Raw genomic sequence first — 22,705 nt, 5'->3', positions numbered from 1 at the left:
TGCCTGGGGCATGTCTTCGATCCCTGAAGAAGTGAATGTCTCTTGCTCGTCCTGAGCGAAGCCTGAATTATATACGCAATAAGGTGGCCATTAACAGGCCGCCTACCGATCAGCAACCCGCTAATATCCGGTGCTGTTGCTATCCAGCTCGAACACAAAATCCGTCGCCCGGCTGACTTCGGTAGAAAACTCACCCGACGGCAACAATTCGAACCACCGATAGCCCGGCGCCTTATCCTCCACCGAAAACTCCACGGAGCCGGCTGTAAACTGTATGCAGGTCGACGGCGTCGCCAGCAGGCGCGCACTCTTGCGGGTTTGATCCAGTTCCTGATGAATATGGCCCCAGAGGACGATTTTTACCTGCGGGAAACGATCGATCACCTGCCAGAACGCGTCACGATTGCGAAGCCCGATCGGTGACATCCAGCGGGTATCGATTTCAACCGGATGGTGGTGAAGAGCGACCAGTGCTGGCAGGTCGGAATTCTCACTCAGGGTCTTCTCCAGGAACGCCAGCTCAGGCTCCGAAAGCTCACCGAACACCTTCCCGGGAACCGAGGTATCCAGCAGCACAAACTGCCACCCACCCTGGATAATATGGCGCTGATTGGCTCCTCGCTCGGCGGCGATACGGGATAGCAGTGGCGAATCGTCATGATTGCCGGCCATCCAGGCCGTGTCACACTGAAAGACCTCCAACTTGTCGCCAAACAGGCGGTAGGCTTCTTCGCTTGCATCCTGGGCAATATCACCCGTGGCGAGGATAAGGTCCGGCTGGCCATGGTCCCGGAAAACCTGAGCAATCACGGCATCCAGGCTGTCCCTCGTATTGACACCCAGCAGCCCACCCGCCGGATCGGCCATCAGGTGCGGGTCAGTCAGTTGTAGCACCCGGAGGGCACGCTGGTTGTCGTTCTCTGTCATGGCACTCGTGGTTCTTGCGTTTGCGCAACACACACCGGTGAAGCAGACCTACTGGCAGGTTATTGAGTTTTTCCGCCTGCATCCAGAATATTCATCACATTCTGCTCAGGCTTTCCCAGGCAATTGCCGGTTTTGACAACTCTCGCACAGTCTACGAGCACTCTATGCCATTGGATGCAGAGCAGACATACAACCTTAGTCCACGCCCTCTCCGGCGGACCAGGCGGCATGTTCCATCGGCAAGTGCCCGAAACGCAGGCAGTAATCCAGCCAGTCGGCCAGGAAACTGTTGACCTGAACTTTTTCGTCAGGGTGGTGCATGAAACGGTTCGGGTAGTCGTTCACCGGCGCAATCTGTCGATCGCGGTAACAACTGATAACCTCGGCCATGGTTGCATCGTGATAGACCCGAACCGTCAACTGGGGATTATTCAGCCAGCGCCCGGAGTTGTGCACCTGTTCAAGCAGCAGGGTTTCCGTAAACTTTGTGGTTTGCAGCACTTCGATGCGAACACGGCCCAGGTACTGGTCCTCACGATGAAGCTCGAATTCACAAATGGGGCGGCCCTTGGCTTCAAGCCTCCGCAGGCGGTGAAGCCGCATGTAATTGCCATCACACAGCGCGCCGAAACGTCTTAGATCCGGTACATAACGCCGGGGTTTCATTACCCACTCTGTCATATCAGCTCCAACCTTCCCGCAAACGCGGGCGATTCAACTGCAACCACTGCAGCGCGATGATCGCGGCAGCGTTATTGATACGTCCATCATAAATCATTGCGATGGCTTCGTCGGCGCTGAATACATGAGCACGGATATCTTCGTGTTCATGCTCCATGCCAAACAAACCGCCGGCGGATTTGGTGCTGATGCGACCGCAGTATAGGTGGATCAGCTCTGTGCTCCCGCCGGGAGACACAAGATAGTCGCAGATTTTGTCCAGCGGTTTAAACGTCAGGCCGGCTTCTTCCTGGCCTTCTCGCTGGGCAACATCTTCGGGCGACTCACCCTCCTCGTTCATGCCAGCCACGAGTTCCAGTAACCAGGGAGACTGCTTCCGACCTAAAGCGCCGAGGCGGAATTGTTCGAGAAGAACAACTTCGTCACGATCGGGATCGTAAGGTAATACGCAGGTGGCGTCGCCGCGGATGAAGAGTTCGCGGGTGAATGTTGGCATTTGCCCGCCGTCAAAGCGCGGGTGCGTCAGCCAGAGCTTGTCCATGCGGAAGAAGCCATGGAACACGGTTTCGCGTTTTTCGATTTTTACGTCACGGTCTTTAAACTGGAACGGTTCGGTCATTACTGGTTTCAGATCCGTTTGTGAGAACGATTCTGAACGATAGCCGGATTTACGGGGCTACTGCAAGCTCGGGCCCCAGCCTTAAATCACGGGGAGGCAGCAATTGGGAACCCCTTTTCCAAAACACGCTCAAGCCCGTCCCTGGGGCGCTTGAGCTCCGCCATCCATGGCTCCGCACAGTTTTGGAAAAGGGGTTCCCAATAACTGCTTCGAGCATTTGTGCAATCCTCAAAAAGCGACCAACGAGGCGATGACTGCCAATACCAGATTGAGCCAGGGTGGTGGCCCCGTTCAGAAACGTGCGGAGCCAGGGATGGCGGAGCCCGAGACGCACAGGGACGTCTCGAGTCGTTTTCTGAACGGGGCCACCACCCTGGCTCACACTCCGAACCAAGCAGTCTTACAAAAGGTCAAACCTTGTCATAAAGCTTGGACCCAGCCTCCACAAACTCCCGGGATTTCTCCTTCATGCCGGCATCCACCGCAGACACCTCGTCTAGGCCATTCTCCTTGGCATACTCCCGAACTTCCTGGGAAATCTGCATGGAACAGAACTTCGGGCCGCACATGGAGCAGAAATGGGCCACCTTGGCGGAGTCCTTCGGCAGGGTTTCATCGTGGAAGGCACGAGCGGTGTCCGGGTCGAGGCCGAGGTTGAACTGATCTTCCCAGCGGAACTCGAAGCGGGCTTTGGACAGCGCGTTGTCGCGGATCTGGGCACCGGGGTGGCCTTTTGCCAGATCAGCGGCATGAGCTGCGATTTTGTAGGTAATGATGCCGGTCTTTACATCGTCCTTGTTGGGCAGGCCCAGATGCTCCTTCGGGGTAACGTAGCAAAGCATGGCGCAGCCGTACCAGCCGATCATTGCCGCGCCGATACCGGACGTAATGTGGTCGTAGCCAGGGGCAATGTCCGTGGTCAGTGGCCCGAGTGTGTAAAACGGTGCCTCATCACAGCATTCCAGCTGCTTGTCCATGTTTTCCTTGATCAGCTGCATGGGCACATGGCCCGGCCCTTCGATCATTACCTGAACATCGTGCTTCCAGGCAATCTTGGTGAGCTCACCCAGGGTTTCGAGCTCGCCGAACTGGGCTTCGTCGTTGGCATCGGCAATGGAGCCGGGACGCAGGCCGTCGCCGAGACTGAAGGCCACGTCGTAGGCTTTCATAATTTCGCAGATGTCTTCGAAGTGCTCGTACAGGAAGCTTTCCTTGTGGTGGGCCAAACACCACTTGGCCATGATGGAGCCGCCACGGGACACAATGCCGGTGGTACGCTTGGCCGTCATAGGCACATGATGCAGGCGCACGCCAGCGTGGATGGTGAAGTAGTCGACGCCCTGCTCTGCTTGTTCAATCAGCGTGTCACGGAAAATCTCCCAGGTCAGGTCTTCGGCAGCGCCGCCGACTTTTTCCAATGCCTGATAGATGGGCACGGTGCCGATGGGAACCGGCGAGTTGCGGATAATCCATTCACGGGTTTCATGGATATTCTTGCCGGTAGACAGATCCATGATGGTGTCGGAACCCCAGCGAGTGCCCCAGGTGAGCTTCTCGACCTCTTCCTCGATGGAAGAACTGACCGCCGAGTTGCCGATGTTGCCGTTGATTTTTACCAGGAAGTTGCGACCGATGATCATCGGTTCGGTTTCCGGGTGATTGATATTGTTGGGAATAATCGCCCGGCCGCGGGCAACTTCGTCCCTGACAAATTCCGGCGTAATTTCTTGCGGCAGGGACGCGCCGAAGGACTGGCCCGGGTGCTGATCCTTCAGTAGACCCTGCTCTCGCGCTTCCTGCAGCTTCATGTTCTCGCGGATGGCCACAAATTCCATCTCAGGAGTGATGATCCCCTGGCGGGCATAATGCATCTGGCTGACGTTCTTGCCGGGCTTGGCCCTCAGCGGCTTGCGCTCATCCATAAAACGGAGTGGGTCCAGCAGAGGGTCTTTCATCCGGCGACGCGTGAATTCAGAGGTGTAATCGGATAGCTGCTCTACATCTCCGCGCTCCTCAATCCAGGCGGAACGGATGGGCTTGAGTCCCTTACGCAGATCAATAGTGGCTTCAGGGTCGCTGTACGGACCGGAGGTGTCATAAACGGCGACGGGCGCATTTTTCTCGCCACCCATGTCGGTCGGCGTGTCGCCCACAGTAATTTCCCTCATGGGCACCCGAATATCAGGTCGGCTACCCTGTACGTAGATTTTTCGGGACTGGGGCAGCGGCTTGATGGCTGCAGAATCGACTTTTGCTGAATCGCTAAGATAGGAAGGTATTGTTGTCATAGTGCGTCCCCGGGTTGATTAGGTATACGGGTCGCGCATGACGGGCAGTGATCACAGAACGGTTCTGTGTCGTTGCAGCATATTGTCTCAAATCCCTACGCCGGTATTATCCGGATCAGGTTGCGGGTTCTGCATGGCAATCTCAGCCGGCGGTCAGATGTTCTGACGCCAGCACCCCGTCAAGACGCGAAATCAATGTAATTGACACTTACAATCAGTGCCGACTGCAAGTGTAGAGCTCAGGCCGATTATTGTCCATAATGGCGAGCCTGAAACGCTCAATGGTTATCTGAACATATGTGGCCAGGTATTCCAACACGCCGGGTGATTCACTAACAGGAGACATCATGAAGAAACGACTGCTTTCCGGGCTGATTGGACTGCTCGCAGCCCAGCCTGCACTATCCATGGATCTGGTTGAGACGTACGAGAAAGCACTCTCCTATGATTCCGGCATTGCATCGGCTCAGGCTCAGTTCCAGGCGCAGCAAGCTGCCGTTGACGTCAGTAAAAGCTCCCTGCTGCCGCAAATCACGGCAACAGGGTCAGTAAACCACACAGATTTTGAGCCCCATAACGCATTCAGCGGCTCAGGGAACGATGAGTTGGCGCGACAGTTTTTTTCGGGTGACAGCTACAAGGCTTATCGTTACGGCGTTGAGTTGAGCCAACCTATATTCCAGGCCAGCGACTGGTTTACATACGAAGCCAGCCAATTCCAAACAAAGGCTGCTGAAGCCCAATACAACCTGTCCCAACAACAACTGATTCTCGATGCAGCAACCGCCTATTTCAATGTTTTGCGGGCTCAGGATACAGTTACCACCGCGAGAGCAACTGAAGCTGCCATTCAGCGCCAATATGATCAGGCCCAGGAACGCTTTGAAGTGGGCCTTATCGCCATAACCGAAGTATACGAAGCGCGGGCCAGCTATGACGATGCCAGAAGCCAACGCATCGCTGCTGAAAATCAACTGAACATTGCAAAAGAACAACTGGCGCGACTAACCGGCGATTACCCTACCGCTCTGGAAAACCTTCGGCAGAACTTCCCTCTTAGGCGCCCTGAACCGGCAAACCCAGCATCCTGGGAGTCAAGAGCCCTCAAAAACAACTGGTCTCTTCAAACGACCCTTTTCCAGCTTAACGCAAGTCAGTCCGACCTGAAAGCGGCCAAGTCAGGCCATTTGCCAACGCTTGAGCTTACCGCCTCCTATCGTGAAACTCGTCTCGACAACGCCTTATCAACAACGCAAGAAGGCACTGAGGGCGTCATTGGCCTGTCCCTCAATATTCCTCTATATACAGGAGGAGGAACGAAGGCTAGCGTGCGTCAACAGCGCTCGCTGGTGACGGCTGCCGAACATGACCTGAATACAGCGCGCCGCGATGTACGTGTAAACACGCGCAGCCTGTTCCTGACCATTGACAACAACATTGAGGCCGCCAATGCACTTGAACAGACCATCATTTCCCGCCGCAGTGCATTGGATGCCACCCGTGCCGGTTACGAAGTGGGTACACGGAACATCGTGGAAGTGCTGGATGCGGAACGGAACTATTACGTGGCACTGCGTGACTTCGCCAATGCCCGTTACGACTACGTGATTAACACCCTGAACCTGAAACAGGCAGCTGGCACCCTAAGCCCTCAGGATCTGGTTGACCTGAACAATTGGCTGAGCGCATCAGCGCCGGGGATTGAAGCCATGGCTAACGAACAGGAAACCATCGACAACCCCTCTCAGTAAACTGATGCAAACCAGGCCGGGGCACCATGCCCCGGCCAATAACAAAACGCCGGCATCACACCTTAGACCCGCTTAACAATCCCATCGACCACTTTTTCGAGCGCACCACGGTTGGCATTCACAACCGCCAGCGCGTTGTGCCCCGCCTTTTGAGCAGAAGATTTATCCGAAAAGAGATGAACGACGCACTGGGCAAGAGACTCCGCCGAATCCGTAATAAACAGCCCCTGCCCTGAATCAAGGCGGTCGTAAATGGTTTCGAAATTGAATATGTGCGGCCCGGAAACAACAGGTATTCCCCAAGCGGCTGGCTCCAGCGGGTTGTGGCCGCCGCGCTCAATCAGCGAACCGCCCACAAAGGCCACATCGGAGGCGCCGTACAGCATTAACAATTCACCCATAGTGTCACCAAGATACACCTCGCTCCCCACCTTTCCGCCCCCGTCACTTCCTGACTGGGACCGACGGACAAGAGAGAGCCCCATGGCGTCAATGAGCCTGGCCACATCATCAAAACGCTCTGGATGCCGCGGCACAATCATCAGCAATGCGTTCGGGAAATGCTCGAGGATTTGTTGGTGAGCTTCCAATATCTGGCGATCCTCACCGTCGTGGGTACTGGCTGCGATCCAAACCGGACGGTCAGCGCCCAGCGCCGCCCTCAGCCCCGAAGATTCGGCGCGCACTTCGTCCGAGACCTCAACATCAAACTTGATACTGCCGGTCACCGACACCGACTCCGGCGTGGCCCCAATACGCAGGAACCGGCCAGCGTCTTCCTCTGCTTGCGCGGCTATCCAGCTAATACTGCGGAGCAGCGGGCGAACCAGTGACGCCACCCGCTCATATCCCCGCGCGGAACGGCTGGAAAGGCGCGCATTAATGAGAAAAATGGGCACCTCGCGTTGGCGGCTAAGAGCAATCATATTGGGCCAAAGCTCAGTTTCCATAATCACAAGCGCCCGGGGCCTTACGCGGCCAACAAAACGGCGCACCGCACCGGGTGTGTCATAAGGTGAGAAAGCATAGTGGACCCGGTCACCGAACAAAGCCCTGGCTCGGGCCGAGCCGGTCGGTGTCATCGCGGTCATCAATATGGGGATATCAGGATTACGCCTCAGCAAGGCTTTCACCAGGGGGGCTGCGGCAATGGTTTCACCCACCGATACGGCATGAACCCATATGACCGGCTCATCGAAGGCCTCCACGTACCCCAGGCGCTCCTGCCAGCGCACGAACGCTTCAGGATTGGTACGCCCGATCCACCACAACCGCAGCAACACAAACGGCAGCGCGATGCGGAAAAAAAGGGAGTAGAAAAAATGAAGCATGGTAACTCCGGCCGGGTCGATGCGGCGGTCATTCTACATAAAGCGGTGGCCGGCGTCTGCGACCTGGAATTCATGATTTTCCGCAACTTGCGGATATTGCGGCTTTAGCCGGAGATAATGGCCCTGCTAAACTCCGGTTCTTGCCGTTAAAAATCATCAGGGACTGACACGAGTGAAGACCGCTAAACAGAGAACTCGCGACACCCGCTATACCAGCTACCTTCATCCGCGCTGGTGGCCAACCTGGATCGGGGTCGCCGCCATGTGGCTGGGTGCCCAATTGCCACTGAAGTTACAATGGTGGCTGGGCAAACGGGTTGGTGACATAGCCTATCGCTTTGCCGGCCGTCGCAAGCAAATCACCGATGTGAATATTCGCCTGTGCTTTCCAGAGTTATCCGAAACGGAAAAGCAGGCACTGGTGAAGGCGTCTTTCCGCGCCAACGGCATCGGTGTCATGGAGATTGGGCTGGCCTGGTTCCGCAGTCCCACCAGCTTCATGCCCATTACAGAAGTCCACGGCCTTGAACATGTCGACGCTGCCCTTGCCAGAGGCAAGGGCATCCTGTTGCTGGGCGGTCACTACAGCACCCTTGATTTGGGGGGCGCCCTGGTCACCGAATACATTGAGGCCGACGTGATGCAGCGCGACCATAACAACCCATTGATGAACGCGGTGATGACCCGCGCAAGGGAGCGTCGTTATGGGGTGGCACTGGACAGCCGGAACCTGCGCGGCCTGCTCAAACAGCTCAAAAACAACCGTATCGTCTGGTACGCCACGGATCAGGACTACGGCCGCAAAGGCATCGTTTTTGCCCCATTTTTCGGAGTACCTGCGGGGTCCATCACCGCCACCTCGCGCATAGCCGACCGTAGCGGCTGTGCCGTGGTGCCCTTCAGCCATTTCCGACGGGAACACGCTCCAGGGTACGATATCTACTTCCATCCTCCACTGGAGAACTTTCCTTCCGGAGATGACATGGCGGACGCCACATTGGTGAACAAGACCATCGAAAACGAAATCCGAAAACACCCGGACCAGTACCTCTGGATGCATCGCCGCTTCAAGACCCGTCCTTCCAGGGAAGATCCGAACCTGTACAGCAAGGACGCAAACTGAATGCGCTCCCACACCGGCTCCCCCGCCCCGGTTGTCTGGCTACTGACCGATAATAAGCCTGGCCATCACAACCAGCTGAAAGGGTTGGGCAACCGCCTTCGGGTGCTGGCTGGCGCCAGCGTGAGTGAAATCGATGCGACCGAAGCGCCCCCGCCCTTGTGGCGGGCGCTGCTTGGCGTTGCGCCGGCCATGGATAAAGCCCTGGGAAGACCAAACCTGATTATCGCAGCCGGCAGCGGTACCCACCGCCTGTTGCTATCCCTGCGGCGGCTCCGAAAGGTAAAAACCGTGGTTTTAATGAAACCGGGCTTCCCTCTCAACTGGGTCGATGCGGCCATCATTCCAGAACACGATAAGGTCCCCCCAGCCAGACATGTCCTTGCCACCGAAGGTGTCATAAATGCAATCACGCCCCTGGCCAGAATTACCGACAAACCCGAAGGCCTTGTTCTCGTAGGCGGCCCCTCCCCCCATTTCGACTGGGATGACGACGTTATTCTCGGACAGTTATCCCAGCTAATGGGTCGCTACCCGGAATGGCGCTGGACGATCAGCGGCTCTCGCCGTACGCCCGAAAACCTGTTGATGCGACTGAACGACCTGGCAGGCCCGAAGGTCACGGTCGTGGATCCCAGGCGAACGCACGCCAGCTGGCTTCCCCATCAACTCGCCGCCTCCCGCGCGGTGTGGGTCACACCAGACAGCGCCTCCATGGCCTGCGAAGCTGCCACCTCCGGCGTGCCTACGGGTCTGTTTGAGCTCGCGCCCAAGAATAACAGCCGGGTCGCCCGGGGCATGGCCAGCCTGGTAGAGAAAGGGTACGTCGCGCACTGGAGTGACCATGCCTCGGTTATGGCTGGAAAATTGCGCGGATCGCAGGAGCTTTGGGAGGCTGATAGGGCCGCAAGGTGGCTGATTGAACACTTTTTAAGGGGAGGCAAACGTTGAGGATTCTGCAGGCGTTACCCGCGCTATACAGTGGCGGGGTGGAACGAGGCACCGTGGAGTTCGCCGCCGACCTGGTGAAACGTGGGCACGAGTCCTATGTGGTTTCGAAAGGCGGGCCCATGGCGGAGCAGCTTCGTGGGCAAGGCTCGGAACACATTTTCATGCCAATACACCGGAAGAACCCGGCGTCGTTCGGGCAAATCCTCCCCATGCGCAAGCTGCTGCTGGAGCTGAAACCGGACATCGTGCACGTGCGCTCCCGTATGCCCGCCTGGATCATCTTCCTGGCTCTGAAGACCATTCCAGCCAACCAGCGCCCGGCCGTTGTCTCAACCTTTCACGGCATGTATTCCGTGACCCCCTACAGCGCCATCATGACCCGGGCTGATCACATCATCGCCGTGTCCGGTTGTGTTCGGGATTATGTGCTGAACAAATACCCGGTGCCGGAAGAAAAACTGACCGTCATCCAACGGGGCGTGGACGTGAGTGCTTTTCGACAACGGGAGCTCAGCCCACAATGGCTGGACCGCTGGTTCCGACAGTACCCACAATTGGCCCAGAAAAAGATCATCATGATGCCCGGGCGCATTTCCCGCTGGAAAGGCCAACTGGACTTTCTGGCCATGATGGCGCAGCTGGTGCAAAAACGACCGGACTGCCACGGCATCATTGTCGGCGGCGCTGAACCTGGCAAGGAGCAGTTTCTGGAGGAGCTGGAAAAGGAACGTGCCCGCCTGAACCTGACCGACAAGGTTAGTTTCCTCGGCCAGCGCAACGATATGACCACCCTCTACCTTCTGGCGGACGTGGTCTGCCACATGTCCACGAAACCAGAACCTTTCGGCCGCACCGTTACCGAAGCCCTGGCCTCCGGCACACCGGTGGCCGCCTTTGACCGAGGTGGCGCAGCCGAAACACTGCGCGCCTGTTTCTCCGACGGACTGGTACCGCCAGACAATATAGAAGCGTTTGCCCAGACCGCGCTCGCCCTCCTCGACAATCCCCGACCTGAGATAGAGATACCGTGGCGATTCCAACTGGAAGCACAGACCGAAACCACGCTGAAGGTCTATGAGAACCTTCTTGCGCGGAGGCCTGCGCACCAATGAATGCGCAAGGCCCGCTGACAATCGCGCTGATTATCGCCACGCCCGGCACGGGCTGGGGCGGTATGGAAACGCACACAGCCGACCTCGCGAACGCCCTCTCGACAAGAGGCCACACCGTTCACGTTCTGGCACACAGCCACTACAGCGAACGCTTCGCCTCGCCGGTTTGTTTCCATCCACTGCCCGTTCAGCTCGGCCGACGCAACCCATGGCTGCACTACCGCCTGCGGCGACTGCTTCGCTCCATCCACCCGGACATCGTTCATGCCCAGGGTAACAAGGCCGCAAACCTGATCAGTTCAGCCCGTCATCTGAACAGTGCAACAGTGGGCACGCTTCATGGCACCAAGCGCTCCCATAAGGGGTTTGAGCGGCTGGATGGCGTGATTGGTGTCAGCCGTGATATTACCGACACCATTGCCCACGCCAATGCTCGGCTGATCCACAATGGCTTACCGCCTGTGGACACCTCCGGCGAAGAAAAGACGGAGGCCCCGACCTTCGAAATTCCTGCAGATCGCCCTCTCCTGTTAGCCGCAGGCCGTCTGGAACCAGTCAAACAGTTCGACCGGCTGATTCGCGCCTGGGCCAGGGCCGACTGCGGTGGCAGTCTGGTTATCCTGGGTGATGGTAGCCAGCGTGCTCAACTAGGTACCCTGATTCAGGAGCTGGACGTCTCAGACCACGTACTGCTTCCAGGCCATGAGCTCCATATGAAGCCCTGGCTCCAGGCCGCCACCGCCTGCATCATCAGCTCCAGCCGCGAAGGTTTTCCTTATATCATGGTGGAAGCGCTGATGGCGGGTTGCCCGGTACTGTCAACGCCAGTCAGCGGAGTGGGGGAATTTCTGCCAGAACAGAGTATTGCCGCGTCTGACCGCGTTGAGGATATCGCCACACTGGTTCGCACCAATCTCCGCAGCCCGATGGTTATGAGAGATTCCCAAAACGGCAGTTTCCTGTGGGCCCGGGAGCAACTCAGCCTTGAGGCGATGGTATCGAAGACTGAGGCTTTTTATCGGGACCTGTTGGCCAGTATGTCGACAGCGCGCTGATCACCGTATCCGCCAGGAGTCGATGCCCTGTTTCGGTAAGGTGGGTTCCGTCTGCCATCAGTGACCGGGCTTTCTGCTGCCATAATGGGTGGTAGGCATCGGCAAAAAATGCATTTGGCTCTCGTATGGCTAACTCTCGCAGGCCCTCATTGTAGCGCTCAATGCGCGGGTTCCGGGGCTCGTCGAGGTTCGGCGGCGTGGACACCAACGCGAACAGGGTGTCGGGGGCCGAGCGCAACACACGCTCAATATTGCCCAGATACTCATCCAGCGGCACCTGCTCCACCGCGCCCCAACGATCCTGCAGGTGGAGACGCCGGGCCCATTTCTTCAGCTTTTTGACGAGCTTTCGGGCAAGCTTCCTGCGGGGGCTGTCCGGGTAATAAAGCACATAGGGCGCACCACGAAAGGTGAGCCAGGAATCAACAAGCCCGTACTGAATAAACGCCAATTGATAGTTCCTGGGCGGGAAGGCCTCAGCATACTGAAGCAGCTCACGGGTTGTGCTCATGGTATGACCACAATTGGTGAGCGAAAGACCCAATTGCTTCGCAACGATCTGCGGCCAGACCGGTTCATGATAGTCTTTCAGGCCCTCGGTATTACAATCACCGTAGGCAATACAACCGTTCATAACGTGGCTTCCCGAGGCTTCCGTTGCACAAGGCAATAAAACGAGATTCGGATACGATCCATGATTGACCTGTCAGGCATTGAGCCATTCGCCTCTGGCTACAACCGACACTGCTACCGGCATCCGGATGATCCGGCATTGTGTCTCAAAGTACTGCGGCCTGAAAACATCGAAGTTCGGTTCCAGCGCCAGGCCTGGCCAAAGAAAATGCTCGGCAGAGCGAGGATTGATGACAACCGCCAGGAACTCCGGGCGCATCAACAGCAAGCCATCCGGGCACTGATCAACGATGGCCACGACGAACTGGTCTGGGCACACCTGCCGCAATTTCATGGCGCGGTGGACACCTCGTTCGGCCCGGCAAACATGAGTGAACTCCTCTTCGATGACCACGGCCTACCGGGCGAAACGCTCGAACACTACCTGAAACACCGAGGGTTTGATCAACCGATTCGGGACGCCGCAGGCCGCTTCTGCAACTGGTTACTCGAAACCGGAATCCTCACCCGGAACCTGCTGCCCCACAACCTGGTGATCGCCGACAAGGGCGGACAACCGGAGCTGTTCCTGGTTGACGGGCTCGGCGCCCCCGCCATCCCCGACAAACTGGCCACTCTCCCCGCTTGGCGAGAGCGATACATTGGCCGTCGTATCCGGCGCTTTTACCTGAGGATTGGCTGGGAAACCGGTAATCGCAGCGAGAGTTGGGAGGACTCTCAAAAGCTTTAGGGCAAATGACGAGTCTCAAAGGCCAACGAGCCTTGCCGCACAAGCCGGATGGTGGTAGCTTCCGTTCATTCTTTTTTCAGTTGATTGTCCTCCGATTTATGGCTATGTCCAAAGCATCGTTTTTGATCACTATCCTTGGGCTTGCCGGCAAGCTGCCACTACGTGCGGCCCAGTTGGCCGGCCGCTTTCTGGGCACTATCGCATGGACGTTCAGAACGAATTCTCGGCGTGTCACCGAGATCAATCTCGGCATTGCCTTTCCAGATCTTACGAACGATCAGCATCAGAACATGGCTCGCTCCAGTCTACGTCATACCGGACAGACCATGATGGAAATTCCACTGATGTGGGAATGGCCGGTCGAACGCTGCCTTGGCCTGATTCGGGAAATCGAAGGCGAGGAACTACTGGAAAATGCGAAGAAGGACGGCCGTGGCTTACTGCTGCTGGCCCCACATCTGGGCAACTGGGAACTCACAGGACTTTACTTTTCGTCACGCTACCGTATGGCGGCGCTGTACAGTCCGCCACATATCAAGGAATTTGAGGACTATATGATCCGGGTTCGCGGCCGGCTCGGCTCTGAACTGGTGCGTGGCGACCGTCGTGGCCTGGCACGGCTTATTGCCCTTCTACGTGAAGGCGAGGTAACCGGCATTCTTCCAGACCAGAGCCCACGAGGAAAAGGAAACGCCTACGCGCCCTTTTTTGGCATGGACGTACGTACCATGACACTGGTTTCCAAGCTGCTGCAAAAGTCCGGCGCCAAGCCTTTGATGACCTATTCCGAACGCCTGAAAGACGGACGTGGATTTCGATTGGTTATTCGCGAGTGTGAAGAAGGCATTGCCGACACAGACCCCCTCATTGCCACTACAGCCCTGAACCGCTCAATAGAGAATGTGGTCAGAGAAATCCCGGAACAGTATCAATGGGAATACAAACGCTTTCGCCATCGTGTTCCTGGGGAAATCAATCCCTATAAACCCGATCGTGTATGCTGAATCGATGGTAAAGGCCTGAAACGTGTCGACTACGGATAGCATGAATATAAGTTCGCGCACCAGCCTTCTTGTTGCACTACTGTTGATGATCGGCCTGGGAGGCGCGCTCGTCTCGTCAAGCGTGCTCTCGGCAGCAACACTGATGCTCTCAGTTATCGGCATCATACTTATAGCACGCCAATCACTCCAGAAAACCGGCTGGGAACCCCCAAGGGAGCTGCGTTTAATCCACTTCGCTTTCTGGTTTTACGTCTCCGTCAGCGCATACTCCTGGGCTGTTGAAGGCTTCGACTATGAAGGCGGAAAAACGCTCGGCACACACGCCCGCTTTATATTGTTCTGGCCGCTCGTTATGGCTCTGAGCCATGCTCGCCTGCGTGCGATCACCGGATTCGCTGCCATCGGATTGATTTCCCTGTCCGTTATCGGTGCATTGATTTATGCGCTGCAGCCAGGTGCAGCAACGCCCACCGGCACTTTGAGTTCACGGTTCGGGGGCGGCATCAACCCAATCAGTTTCGGTAACATTGCACTTCTGGGAGGTATGCTCACCCTGGTAGGCGGGTTGTTTTTCCTGCGCAACGGAAACCGATTCCTGGCGATGGCCTTTATCGCGGGAAGCGTCGCGGCCGTGCTCACGTCCCTACTATCTGAAACCCGCAGCAACCTCCTGGCTCTACCATTTTTGCTTCTCATTGTTATTCCACTGCTTGGCCGAAAGCTCCGGCTGGCTGCTGTCTTGCTTATTCCCATCCTGGTCCTCAGTGCCGTTTTCTCAACGGATCGTACGCTGCAATCAATCGACGCCGCTCTGAATGACCATAGTCTCGATTCGGGAATCGAACTGCGCCTGGAGCTTTGGAATCATGCCTGGGAAATGTTTGTCGAAAATCCCTGGACGGGCGCAGGCCTTGGCGGGTTTAGCCATACCATCAGATCTGCCGTTGACAACGGTAGCGCATCGCCAGCGCTTCTGGATTGCTGCGTTGGTCATGCTCACAACGACCTGATCAACAATGCCGCGACGAGTGGCATTCCCGGCGTCCTAAGCTGGGCATTTCTGATCTTTATTCCTTTGGCGATCTTCAGCCAGCACGTTCGTAGCAAGCATTTCCCCACAGCTCACATTGCTGCGGCCGGTACCATGGTCACGGTGGGCTACTTTTTCTTTGGACTAACGGAAGCCACTTTCAATCGAAGCCTGTTTCTGACCTTCTATCTATTGATCATTTCCGTACTGGCGACCACTCTATTCCATGAATTAAAGGCGTCATACGTTCGCAAGCGCGGATGTCGGGTGTCGACAACCGTAATCACCATGAATGAAGAGGACCACATTGCGGACTGCCTGGTGTCGGCCCGGCAGGTCTCCGACGAAATAATTGTGCTGGACAGTGGCAGTTCTGATCGCACTGTAGAAATTGCACGGCAATACGCCGACATTGTTGAAACCACAGACTGGCCTGGGTTCGGAGTACAAAAACAAAGGGCTCTTGAGAGAGCAACAGGTGACTGGGTGTTATCTCTGGATGCCGACGAGCGGATTACCGAGGAACTGGCCCGCGAAATAAATCATCGTTTGGCCGCCCCGGATGCCGACGCTTATAAGCTCCCCTGGGCCGTTACGATCTATGGCAAAAGACTGGACTTCGGTCGCAGCGGACGCGCCCCTCTACGCCTTTTTCGACGTGAAGGCGTATCCTTTTCGGATGCTTTAGTCCATGAGCGAATTCTTATCCCCGAAGGCCGCAGCATAAAAACACTGCGAGGGCGACTCACCCATTACACCCATCGTGACTTTGGGCACTCCCTGGAAAAGAGCGCAAAATACGCGTGGCTGGGATCCAGGGAAAAGCACCGTCGGGGCAAAAGAACTCGCACCATGCTCTACCCTACCCTAAGGGCGGTCATGACGTTCATACAGGTCTACTTTATCCGTTTTGGTTTTCTCGATGGCTCTGTGGGGTATCTAACGGCGGTCACCTATGCACAGGTGACATTTAATAAATACGCCGGCCTCTGGACATTGAGCCGTAACAAACACCCTGTCGAATAGCTATTTCACATAGTAATAAAGGCAGTACTGATCGAACTTGGCGTCGCCGTCAGCGCAGTTGAGAACCGAGCCGTTGGGTACATTCATAATCAAAGGTGAGACCTTGTCATCCAGACTTGAAAGCATTGTGGCTAGTCAACGCTTCAGCCAACTGATGGTGGCCACTATCATCGGCTTCGTTCTGTTCAAACGATTCTACCGGGATATCGGTGACGTCTTCTTTATGATCACCTTTATTGGCACCTTGTTATCCATTTTCTATAATTTCAAGAAGATAAAAAAAGACCCGATATACATTGCGTTTTTCATCTCCATTGCCATTCCCCTGTTGAGCTGGATCAACAGCATCGTAGCCATCCCTGATCTGGCTATGCCAAAACCGTCCCCGTTCTTCTTCTATAGCTTTTTCATCTTTTGGTTTATCGCCTATTGGACGAGAGGAAATACCAACATAATCGCTGGAATCCTGATCGCTTATTGCTTGAGTGCGCTGGGAATCTTTATCAGCAACTCGAGCGATTTTTTCGGGGAAATATACGCCGGAATCTCCGGTTCCCGTATTGATTTTAATGTAGTTAATGCTCAGCACACCTCGTTATTTTCAGGATTTGGCTTAATTGCATCCATTTTTTTGCTCCTTGCCAGAACGACAACGTCAAAGCACCTGAAACTACTGAAGTCATCGCTTGCCATCGCTTTCTTCCTGTTTTTCCTACTGATTACCGTGATCACCCAGTCGCGTCAGGTTTGGCTCTCCTTGCTCTTGTGTTTTCTCGCAGCCCCTTTAACCCTGAAACTTTTGCCACAGTCACGTATCTCAACTAAAGCTGTGGTGCTTTCTTATATCGCATTGTTTTTCGTACTGATGGCGCTGTCAACGTCGCAAATCGTCTCCAAAAGGATCGGTGCTGAAACTGACAACATAAAAAATGCGGCAACGTTGGACATAGAATCTATTCCTAACAGTGGCAGTGTCGGAATACGGATTAACCTGTGGATAGAAGCCTGGCAGTGGTTCAAAATGCGGCCTCTACTCGGCAGCGGCGAGAATGCCAGAGAGTTGGTTATCTCCGAATCAGATAATTTTTCAGACGCCATGAAATCCAGTTTCAGCCACCTTCACAACTCCCACATCGAAAGCTTGGTCAGCTTTGGAATAGTCGGAACTGTGTTCATTTATTTTCTGATCTTTTTCCCCGTGATCACGGTTTCAAAGAGCCCCAAAGGCGTCACTGGCAATACGTGGCGTATATTCGCAACAACGACGGCCATATTCTGGATAACCGTGAACTGTTTTGAGTCATTTTTCTTTTCCTGGAATGGCATATATGTCTTTTCGGTGTTCTACGGCATTATTTATAGCTTCCAATTCAAAAAAAATGACCGTCTCCTTACAGGCCCTCCGTAAAATTCGGATCAATCTACGATCCCCTGCTTAAACACCTTTGACATTTTCTTGATGTTTCTACAAAGCTTTTCTGACAGTCCTTCAACTACCATACCGACCTAAACCTGAACTGTGCTCGCATTACAGCGAGCGCTTCCTGTGAAACAGCACTGGAATCAGACATGGTCAACTCCCAGGTATCCCCGGGTATCCGCCAGCAGGTGCTTGGCTTTGCAGCCGCAGGCGGCATCGCAACCGCCATTCATTGGGCGTCGATGGCTGGCCTTGTACTACTTGGACTCTCGCCTTTATACGCAACCGCTATTGGAAGCCTGTGCGGCGCTGTTGCCAATTATTTGTTTCAACGTCAGTTAGCCTTTCCGAATGCAGATACCCATGCAAAGACCGTCGGACGCTATGCGTTGTCCTGTCTGCTTGCCTGGATAACGAATTTCATTCTGTTTTCTTTCTTCCATCAGGGCCTGTCCCTGCCAGTCACCGCTGCCCAGATCGTCACAACGACATTCGGGGCGCTATTGAACTTTGTTGTTTACCAGAGGTTGGTCTTCCATGAGCAGACATAGTGTTCTCCCTACCCGTATTAGCAGTAAACAAGTTCTTTCCATCGTCGTACCCGTCTTCAACGAACGAGCAATGCTGCCCGTTTTTCTGGAACGGGTGCTGCCTATTCTTGATTCCCTCACGGTAGCGACCCAACTGGTTTTCGTTGATGACGGCAGCGAAGACGGGAGCGCCAACTACATCTCCAGTTTTCTGGCGCGTCGCAGTGGTATTCGATTGGTAAAACTGACCCGTAACTTTGGCAAAGAAGCGGCTCTCACTGCCGGCCTGGAACATGCGACCGGTGATGCTGTCGTGGTGATTGATGCGGATCTTCAGGACCCACCAGAACTTATTCCAACCATGGTCGAAGCGTGGCAGTCCGGTTCCGATGTTGTATTGATGCAGAGGCGGTCCAGGCACGGGGAATCTCTGCCCAAGCGCCTGAGCGCTCATCTGTTTTACCGGCTGCTCAATCGAACAAGCAGGACAAATATCCCCGTCGATACCGGAGATTTTCGACTGATGAGCCGCAGGGCAGTCGATGCGCTGATGTCTCTGGGCGAACGCAATCGCTATATGAAGGGGCTTTTTGCGTGGATAGGCATGCCCACCACGGTACTTCCTTATGACCGGGCGCCACGAGCTGCGGGAGTTTCCAAGTGGGACTATCCCGGGTTGATCGGGCTCGCGCTGGAAGGACTGACCTCGTTTTCAACATCACCACTGCGCTGGGCCACTGGCGTGGGCCTGCTTGCAGCATCAATGGGTGCCCTTTTCGGGCTCTGGATCGTCGTCAAGGCTACGTTACTGGGTGACGTCACCAACGGCTATCCATCGCTGGTGGCCATCATTACGTTTCTGGGAGGGATTCAGCTTCTTAGTATTGGCATCGTAGGCGAGTATGTCGGCAAAACCTATGTCGAGACAAAGCAACGCCCGATTTACCTCACAGAAGATGTCATGGAGAGCGTCCAGGCAGGAGCTCGACCCAACACCCTGAATCCGGAGCCATATCGCCATGCTAGCTCGAATTAGCCCCTGGTTGCTTGTCCTGTCCGCCATTTTAGCAAGTCGCTTCATCGGTATGGCCCTGTTTCCATTCGCCGACACGACAGAACCACGGTACGCTGAAATCGCCCGGCTGATGGTAGAAACCGGTGACTGGATCACCCCCTGGTTTGAACCGGGCGTACCGTTCTGGGGCAAACCGCCACTGTCGTTCTGGGCGCAGGCCGCGTCAATCCAGTTGTTCGGGCTCTCCGAATTCGTCATCAGGCTACCCTCCTGGATCGCAACCGTCGGTATCGTCTATCTAACCTGGCACTTCGCTTTACTGCTCTGGGGGAAAACAGTCGCTCGTTGGTCCGCTCTGGTCTTCTCTTCCATGGCCCTGACTTACATCAGTGCCGGAGCGGTGATGACCGACGCCTTTCTGGCGCTTGGCACCACGCTTGCCCTCGTCAGCCTTGGTCTCACCCTGAATGGGAAGTCCACTGCCTGGGGATTCCTTTTCTTCGTAGGCGTGGCCATTGGACTGCTGGCTAAAGGCCCGCTCACCTTGGTTTTGATTGGCGTTCCGATTGGCACCTGGCTGGTTATGACCCGAACAGCGCCCGCAAAGCTTGGCCGGCTCCCCTGGCTCTGGGGGTGTACCTTCACAGCTCTGGTTGTTCTGCCGTGGTATGTGCTTGCCGAGTGGAAAACCCCTGGATTTATCGACTACTTTATTGTTGGCGAACATGTTCGCCGGTTTCTTGACCCGGGATGGGCGGGGGACCTTTACGGTACTGCCCATCTGCAACCCAAAGGTATGATCTGGGTTTTCTGGATCTGGGCCAGTTTTCCCTGGGGTCTTATCGCCATCAGCTGTCTGGCGGTGTCCTGGTTTCGAGGGAAGGGCAAGGATTCGATGCGCGCACTGCGCGACCCAAGACTGCTTTTCGTTTTTCTGGCGACCATGGGCCCGCTGTTATTCTTTACCCCTGCTGGCAACACACTCTGGACCTACGCACTCCCCTCCTTGCCGTTTACTGCCATACTGATCGCTTACTGGCTCACCAGGCTGGATTTGGCCCGCTTCAGTAAGTTTTATTATCCATTGGCAGGAGCCGTTCCAGTGTTGATGACCGTATTTGTCTTGCTGGGAACGCAAGGCGTCTATACGCTGAAAACCGAAAAGCAGCTGGTTCTGGAGTACGAAAAGCTGGCCGATCACGACAGCAGTCCACTCTTGTACCTCAATGATCTGCCGTTCTCTGCAAGGTATTATTCCAGAGGAGCTGCACAAGAAATAACATCGGAGGAACTGTCAGCAACGAAAGCCAATCCTCACTATGCGACCTATTTCGTTGCCATTCCGAAGCAAATCTCCCAGGAATCAGTGGTCACATGGCTTCGAGAGGCCAACACAGAATTACTGAACCGGCGATATCGATTAGTGTCGTTTAATCCAAATATCCATCGTCAGGAATTGTCAAAGAATGACCAATAGATCCTTTAGTTCAATCGACAGCCGACGACTTGGCATCCTGATTGTGGAAGACCAGAAAGACCTGGCGGAAAACCTGTTCGAGTTTCTCGGCGACGACCGCTACACCCTGGACTATGCCGCCGACGGGTTGACCGCACTGCACCTGCTGGCAACTCAGACATACGATGTCATTGTTCTGGACCTGATGCTTCCCGGGGTAGACGGTTTCGAGATCTGTCGCCGTATCCGGCAAGATCTACAATGCCAGAAACCGGTCATCCTTATGACCGCGTTGAGCTCACTCGCAGATAAAGAGAAGGGGTTTAACTGTGGTGCTGACGATTACCTGGTGAAACCATTTGAACTCAAAGAGCTACAGCTCAGAATTGACGCTCTTCACCGGCGCTACACCCCGGTTTTCAAGGGACTTCAGGCCGGAGAGCTTCAGTTTGATCCCGGCACGCTCAGCGTACATTATCGGGGAAAATCGACAGAACTTACCGGTACGCCCGCCAGGCTCTTTGAACTACTGATTCGCGCCTATCCCAGCTTTCTCAGTCATGATGTCCTTTCGGAATCAATCTGGGGTGATGAAAATACAGAAACCGGAGGGAACACGCTGCGTACCCATATCTATGCATTACGCAAGACCCTGGAGAAGGCGTTTGGCGATAGCCTGATAAAAACCGTTCATGGGCGCGGCTATCGTTTAATACTGCCTGACCCAAAGGCCATGCCACAATGAAGCAGCATTCACTGTCCCGCCGCCTGTCCGCCACACTGTTTGGCATTGTTGTCATAACGACAACAGTTTCGATGGTCGCCGTCGAGCTCTTTGTAAACGATGTGGAAGACACTATTCGGGGCCTGGAACTGAAACTTGATGCCGAGTACTTCAAAGAGCAAATTACGGAGTCGAGCTTTCAGAGCTGGAAAACCGGTCGCATTGAAGCGTACTTTCTACCAAGTGGCGCACCAGAATCACTTTTGCCCCAGCACCTTCATGACCGTCCCGTCGGATACTCAGACGAAATCGAGTTTGATGACTGGACGAAAATACTGAACGTTGAAACAACCATCAAACCTCCTGGACGGCTCTACGTGTCGGAGGACATCACGATTATGGAGAACAGGGAAGCGGTGATTCAGATCGTGCTGCTCGTTCTGGCTGCAGGGCTGATGTTTTTGGGGCTTTTCGTTTCAGGTATTGCCTCATCTTATCTGCTAAAGCCGCTACGGGCACTGACTCACGACGTGCAGTCAACAGAGCCCGGGGTTTCGATGCAAAGACTCTCACGCGACTACAGGGATCGCGAATTCGACCAGATCGCCGATGCCTTTAATCGCTTCCTTTCGGCAATGGAGACCGTGGTTGAGCGGGAAAAGTCCTTTGTAAAGCTTGCCAGCCACGAATTTCGAACCCCCCTGGCGGTCATTATGGGCGCTTTAGATGTACTGGAGCAGCGCAAAACGCTCTCGGAAGCCGATCAGAAAACCCTGGGACGAATTCGCAGATCTACCCGCACCATGCGGGAAGACACAGAAATGCTATTGAGAATTGCCCGCGGGGAACAGGATAGGGACAACCCTACCAACATTGATATCGTAGCAACGACCCGTGAACTGCTTGTCGACCTCAAGGATCTGAACCCTGCATTTAACGGCCGCACAGTACTCCACCCCCAGAAAGATCGCGTTGTCCTACGTTCAGACCCCGCCCTGGTACGGATGATTATCCGCAATCTGGTTCAGAATGCTCTCGGACACACCAACGGCAGCGTCGACATTTTTATAACGGATCACAGGATTCGCATTCAGGACTTTGGCAAAGGTCTTTCAACCTCGGCAATGGAGGCAATATCAACCGTTGTGGCGCCGGAGACCAGAAAACTCCATCAAAGCAGCTTTGGCCTATTGATTGTGCAACTGGCCTGCGAACGCATTCACTGGGGCCTCCAGGTTGAAAAAACAGACTCCGAAGGCACCGTCATTGTCATTGATACGCAGGATCTGCCCCACTGAGTAC

At 55.2% G+C, this 22,705-nt stretch carries 20 protein-coding genes and 1 riboswitch; of the genes, 14 read left to right on the top strand and 6 right to left on the bottom strand.

Going from position 1 to position 22,705, the window contains the following annotated elements; all coding sequences use genetic code 11:
* Positions 1-120 precede the first annotated feature (120 nt).
* The 4 genes from cpdA to thiC form a co-directional block, all read right to left on the bottom strand.
* The gene (gene cpdA, locus B3M52_RS00435; protein ID WP_075195815.1) at positions 121-927 is read right to left on the bottom strand and encodes a 3',5'-cyclic-AMP phosphodiesterase; all 807 of its coding nucleotides are present in this window, start codon (positions 925-927) and stop codon (positions 121-123) included.
* A gap of 195 nt (positions 928-1,122) precedes the next feature.
* On the bottom strand, positions 1,123-1,608 hold the full coding sequence (locus tag B3M52_RS00430; RefSeq protein WP_036203520.1) for a DUF1249 domain-containing protein: 486 nt from the start codon (positions 1,606-1,608) through the stop codon (positions 1,123-1,125).
* A 1-nt stretch (position 1,609) separates the two neighbouring features.
* Entirely contained in the window at positions 1,610-2,227 is a 618-nt protein-coding gene (locus B3M52_RS00425) for an NUDIX domain-containing protein (protein WP_036203517.1), read from the bottom strand.
* 410 nt (positions 2,228-2,637) lie between these two features.
* Positions 2,638-4,515: a phosphomethylpyrimidine synthase ThiC gene (gene thiC / locus B3M52_RS00420; protein ID WP_041336140.1), complete on the bottom strand. Its 1,878-nt coding sequence runs from the start codon at positions 4,513-4,515 to the stop codon at positions 2,638-2,640.
* A 74-nt stretch (positions 4,516-4,589) separates the two neighbouring features.
* Positions 4,590-4,704, bottom strand: a riboswitch (TPP riboswitch).
* Positions 4,705-4,862: 158 nt separating this feature from the next.
* Between thiC and B3M52_RS00415 the strand changes: the two genes are divergently transcribed.
* The gene (locus tag B3M52_RS00415) at positions 4,863-6,266 is read left to right on the top strand and encodes a TolC family outer membrane protein (RefSeq protein ID WP_036203512.1); all 1,404 of its coding nucleotides are present in this window, start codon (positions 4,863-4,865) and stop codon (positions 6,264-6,266) included.
* A gap of 62 nt (positions 6,267-6,328) precedes the next feature.
* Here B3M52_RS00415 and waaA read toward each other — a convergent pair whose 3' ends face one another.
* Positions 6,329-7,597: a lipid IV(A) 3-deoxy-D-manno-octulosonic acid transferase gene (gene waaA / locus B3M52_RS00410; protein WP_041336137.1), complete on the bottom strand. Its 1,269-nt coding sequence runs from the start codon at positions 7,595-7,597 to the stop codon at positions 6,329-6,331.
* Between the two features lie 172 nt (positions 7,598-7,769).
* On the opposite strand from waaA, the gene lpxL reads away from it, so the two are divergent.
* The 4 genes from lpxL to B3M52_RS00390 are packed head-to-tail and all read left to right on the top strand — an operon-like array spanning position 7,770 to position 11,835.
* Positions 7,770-8,720: an LpxL/LpxP family Kdo(2)-lipid IV(A) lauroyl/palmitoleoyl acyltransferase gene (gene lpxL, locus B3M52_RS00405; protein WP_075195814.1), complete on the top strand. Its 951-nt coding sequence runs from the start codon at positions 7,770-7,772 to the stop codon at positions 8,718-8,720.
* The gene (locus tag B3M52_RS00400; protein WP_036203502.1) at positions 8,721-9,668 is read left to right on the top strand and encodes a mitochondrial fission ELM1 family protein; all 948 of its coding nucleotides are present in this window, start codon (positions 8,721-8,723) and stop codon (positions 9,666-9,668) included. It begins immediately after the preceding gene.
* A complete protein-coding gene (locus B3M52_RS00395) occupies positions 9,665-10,780 on the top strand; it encodes a glycosyltransferase family 4 protein (RefSeq protein ID WP_075195813.1) in 1,116 nt (371 codons plus the stop codon). The genes B3M52_RS00400 and B3M52_RS00395 overlap by 4 nt, the downstream gene beginning before the upstream one ends.
* The gene (locus B3M52_RS00390) at positions 10,777-11,835 is read left to right on the top strand and encodes a glycosyltransferase (protein ID WP_041336132.1); all 1,059 of its coding nucleotides are present in this window, start codon (positions 10,777-10,779) and stop codon (positions 11,833-11,835) included. Before B3M52_RS00395 ends, B3M52_RS00390 begins: the two co-directional genes overlap by 4 nt.
* On the opposite strand, the gene B3M52_RS00385 is transcribed toward B3M52_RS00390, so the two are convergent.
* On the bottom strand, positions 11,759-12,469 hold the full coding sequence (locus B3M52_RS00385; protein WP_036203494.1) for an SGNH/GDSL hydrolase family protein: 711 nt from the start codon (positions 12,467-12,469) through the stop codon (positions 11,759-11,761). The two genes, B3M52_RS00390 and B3M52_RS00385, sit on opposite strands and share 77 nt — an antisense overlap.
* A gap of 60 nt (positions 12,470-12,529) precedes the next feature.
* On the opposite strand from B3M52_RS00385, the gene B3M52_RS00380 reads away from it, so the two are divergent.
* The 9 genes from B3M52_RS00380 to B3M52_RS00340 all read left to right on the top strand — a co-directional run bounded on the left by B3M52_RS00380 (position 12,530) and on the right by B3M52_RS00340 (position 22,701).
* Positions 12,530-13,198 carry a YrbL family protein gene (locus tag B3M52_RS00380; RefSeq protein WP_036203490.1) on the top strand — a complete coding sequence of 223 codons (669 nt, stop codon included), beginning with the start codon at positions 12,530-12,532 and terminating at the stop codon, positions 13,196-13,198.
* A gap of 98 nt (positions 13,199-13,296) precedes the next feature.
* Positions 13,297-14,202, top strand: a complete 906-nt coding sequence (locus B3M52_RS00375) for a lysophospholipid acyltransferase family protein (protein WP_371915664.1) — start codon at positions 13,297-13,299, stop codon at positions 14,200-14,202.
* Between the two features lie 85 nt (positions 14,203-14,287).
* Positions 14,288-16,258: an O-antigen ligase family protein gene (locus tag B3M52_RS00370; RefSeq protein ID WP_273065740.1), complete on the top strand. Its 1,971-nt coding sequence runs from the start codon at positions 14,288-14,290 to the stop codon at positions 16,256-16,258.
* Positions 16,259-16,361: 103 nt separating this feature from the next.
* Positions 16,362-17,666: an O-antigen ligase family protein gene (locus B3M52_RS00365; RefSeq protein WP_127402079.1), complete on the top strand. Its 1,305-nt coding sequence runs from the start codon at positions 16,362-16,364 to the stop codon at positions 17,664-17,666.
* Positions 17,667-17,827: 161 nt separating this feature from the next.
* Positions 17,828-18,229, top strand: a complete 402-nt coding sequence (locus tag B3M52_RS00360; RefSeq protein ID WP_041336067.1) for a GtrA family protein — start codon at positions 17,828-17,830, stop codon at positions 18,227-18,229.
* Positions 18,216-19,244 carry a glycosyltransferase family 2 protein gene (locus tag B3M52_RS00355; RefSeq protein ID WP_075195810.1) on the top strand — a complete coding sequence of 343 codons (1,029 nt, stop codon included), beginning with the start codon at positions 18,216-18,218 and terminating at the stop codon, positions 19,242-19,244. The genes B3M52_RS00360 and B3M52_RS00355 overlap by 14 nt, the downstream gene beginning before the upstream one ends.
* 7 nt (positions 19,245-19,251) lie before the next feature.
* Entirely contained in the window at positions 19,252-20,700 is a 1,449-nt protein-coding gene (locus B3M52_RS00350; protein ID WP_228301454.1) for an ArnT family glycosyltransferase, read from the top strand.
* Positions 20,690-21,424 carry a response regulator transcription factor gene (locus B3M52_RS00345; protein ID WP_036203478.1) on the top strand — a complete coding sequence of 245 codons (735 nt, stop codon included), beginning with the start codon at positions 20,690-20,692 and terminating at the stop codon, positions 21,422-21,424. Before B3M52_RS00350 ends, B3M52_RS00345 begins: the two co-directional genes overlap by 11 nt.
* Positions 21,421-22,701, top strand: a complete 1,281-nt coding sequence (locus B3M52_RS00340) for a sensor histidine kinase (protein WP_075195808.1) — start codon at positions 21,421-21,423, stop codon at positions 22,699-22,701. Before B3M52_RS00345 ends, B3M52_RS00340 begins: the two co-directional genes overlap by 4 nt.
* Positions 22,702-22,705: the final 4 nt, after the last annotated feature.

It is taken from the genome of Marinobacter sp. UBA2688 (assembly GCF_002352785.1).
Classification (GTDB): Bacteria; Pseudomonadota; Gammaproteobacteria; order Pseudomonadales; family Oleiphilaceae; genus Marinobacter; species Marinobacter salarius.
Note: the sequence above shows the minus strand (reverse complement) of the source record. Positions and strands in the feature narration are given on the sequence as shown.

Excerpts from the sequence above, each read along its gene's own strand:
- cpdA (WP_075195815.1), bottom strand. The coding sequence starts at position 927 with ATGACAGAGAACGACAACCAGCGTGCCCTCCGGGTGCTACAACTGACT.
- B3M52_RS00430 (WP_036203520.1), bottom strand. The coding sequence starts at position 1,608 with ATGACAGAGTGGGTAATGAAACCCCGGCGTTATGTACCGGATCTAAGA.
- B3M52_RS00425 (WP_036203517.1), bottom strand. The coding sequence starts at position 2,227 with ATGACCGAACCGTTCCAGTTTAAAGACCGTGACGTAAAAATCGAAAAA.
- thiC (WP_041336140.1), bottom strand. The coding sequence starts at position 4,515 with ATGACAACAATACCTTCCTATCTTAGCGATTCAGCAAAAGTCGATTCT.
- B3M52_RS00415 (WP_036203512.1), top strand. The coding sequence starts at position 4,863 with ATGAAGAAACGACTGCTTTCCGGGCTGATTGGACTGCTCGCAGCCCAG.
- waaA (WP_041336137.1), bottom strand. The coding sequence starts at position 7,597 with ATGCTTCATTTTTTCTACTCCCTTTTTTTCCGCATCGCGCTGCCGTTT.
- B3M52_RS00400 (WP_036203502.1), top strand. The coding sequence starts at position 8,721 with ATGCGCTCCCACACCGGCTCCCCCGCCCCGGTTGTCTGGCTACTGACC.
- B3M52_RS00390 (WP_041336132.1), top strand. The coding sequence starts at position 10,777 with ATGAATGCGCAAGGCCCGCTGACAATCGCGCTGATTATCGCCACGCCC.
- B3M52_RS00385 (WP_036203494.1), bottom strand. The coding sequence starts at position 12,469 with ATGAACGGTTGTATTGCCTACGGTGATTGTAATACCGAGGGCCTGAAA.
- B3M52_RS00380 (WP_036203490.1), top strand. The coding sequence starts at position 12,530 with ATGATTGACCTGTCAGGCATTGAGCCATTCGCCTCTGGCTACAACCGA.
- B3M52_RS00375 (WP_371915664.1), top strand. The coding sequence starts at position 13,297 with ATGGCTATGTCCAAAGCATCGTTTTTGATCACTATCCTTGGGCTTGCC.
- B3M52_RS00370 (WP_273065740.1), top strand. The coding sequence starts at position 14,288 with ATGATCGGCCTGGGAGGCGCGCTCGTCTCGTCAAGCGTGCTCTCGGCA.
- B3M52_RS00360 (WP_041336067.1), top strand. The coding sequence starts at position 17,828 with ATGGTCAACTCCCAGGTATCCCCGGGTATCCGCCAGCAGGTGCTTGGC.
- B3M52_RS00355 (WP_075195810.1), top strand. The coding sequence starts at position 18,216 with ATGAGCAGACATAGTGTTCTCCCTACCCGTATTAGCAGTAAACAAGTT.
- B3M52_RS00345 (WP_036203478.1), top strand. The coding sequence starts at position 20,690 with ATGACCAATAGATCCTTTAGTTCAATCGACAGCCGACGACTTGGCATC.
- B3M52_RS00340 (WP_075195808.1), top strand. The coding sequence starts at position 21,421 with ATGAAGCAGCATTCACTGTCCCGCCGCCTGTCCGCCACACTGTTTGGC.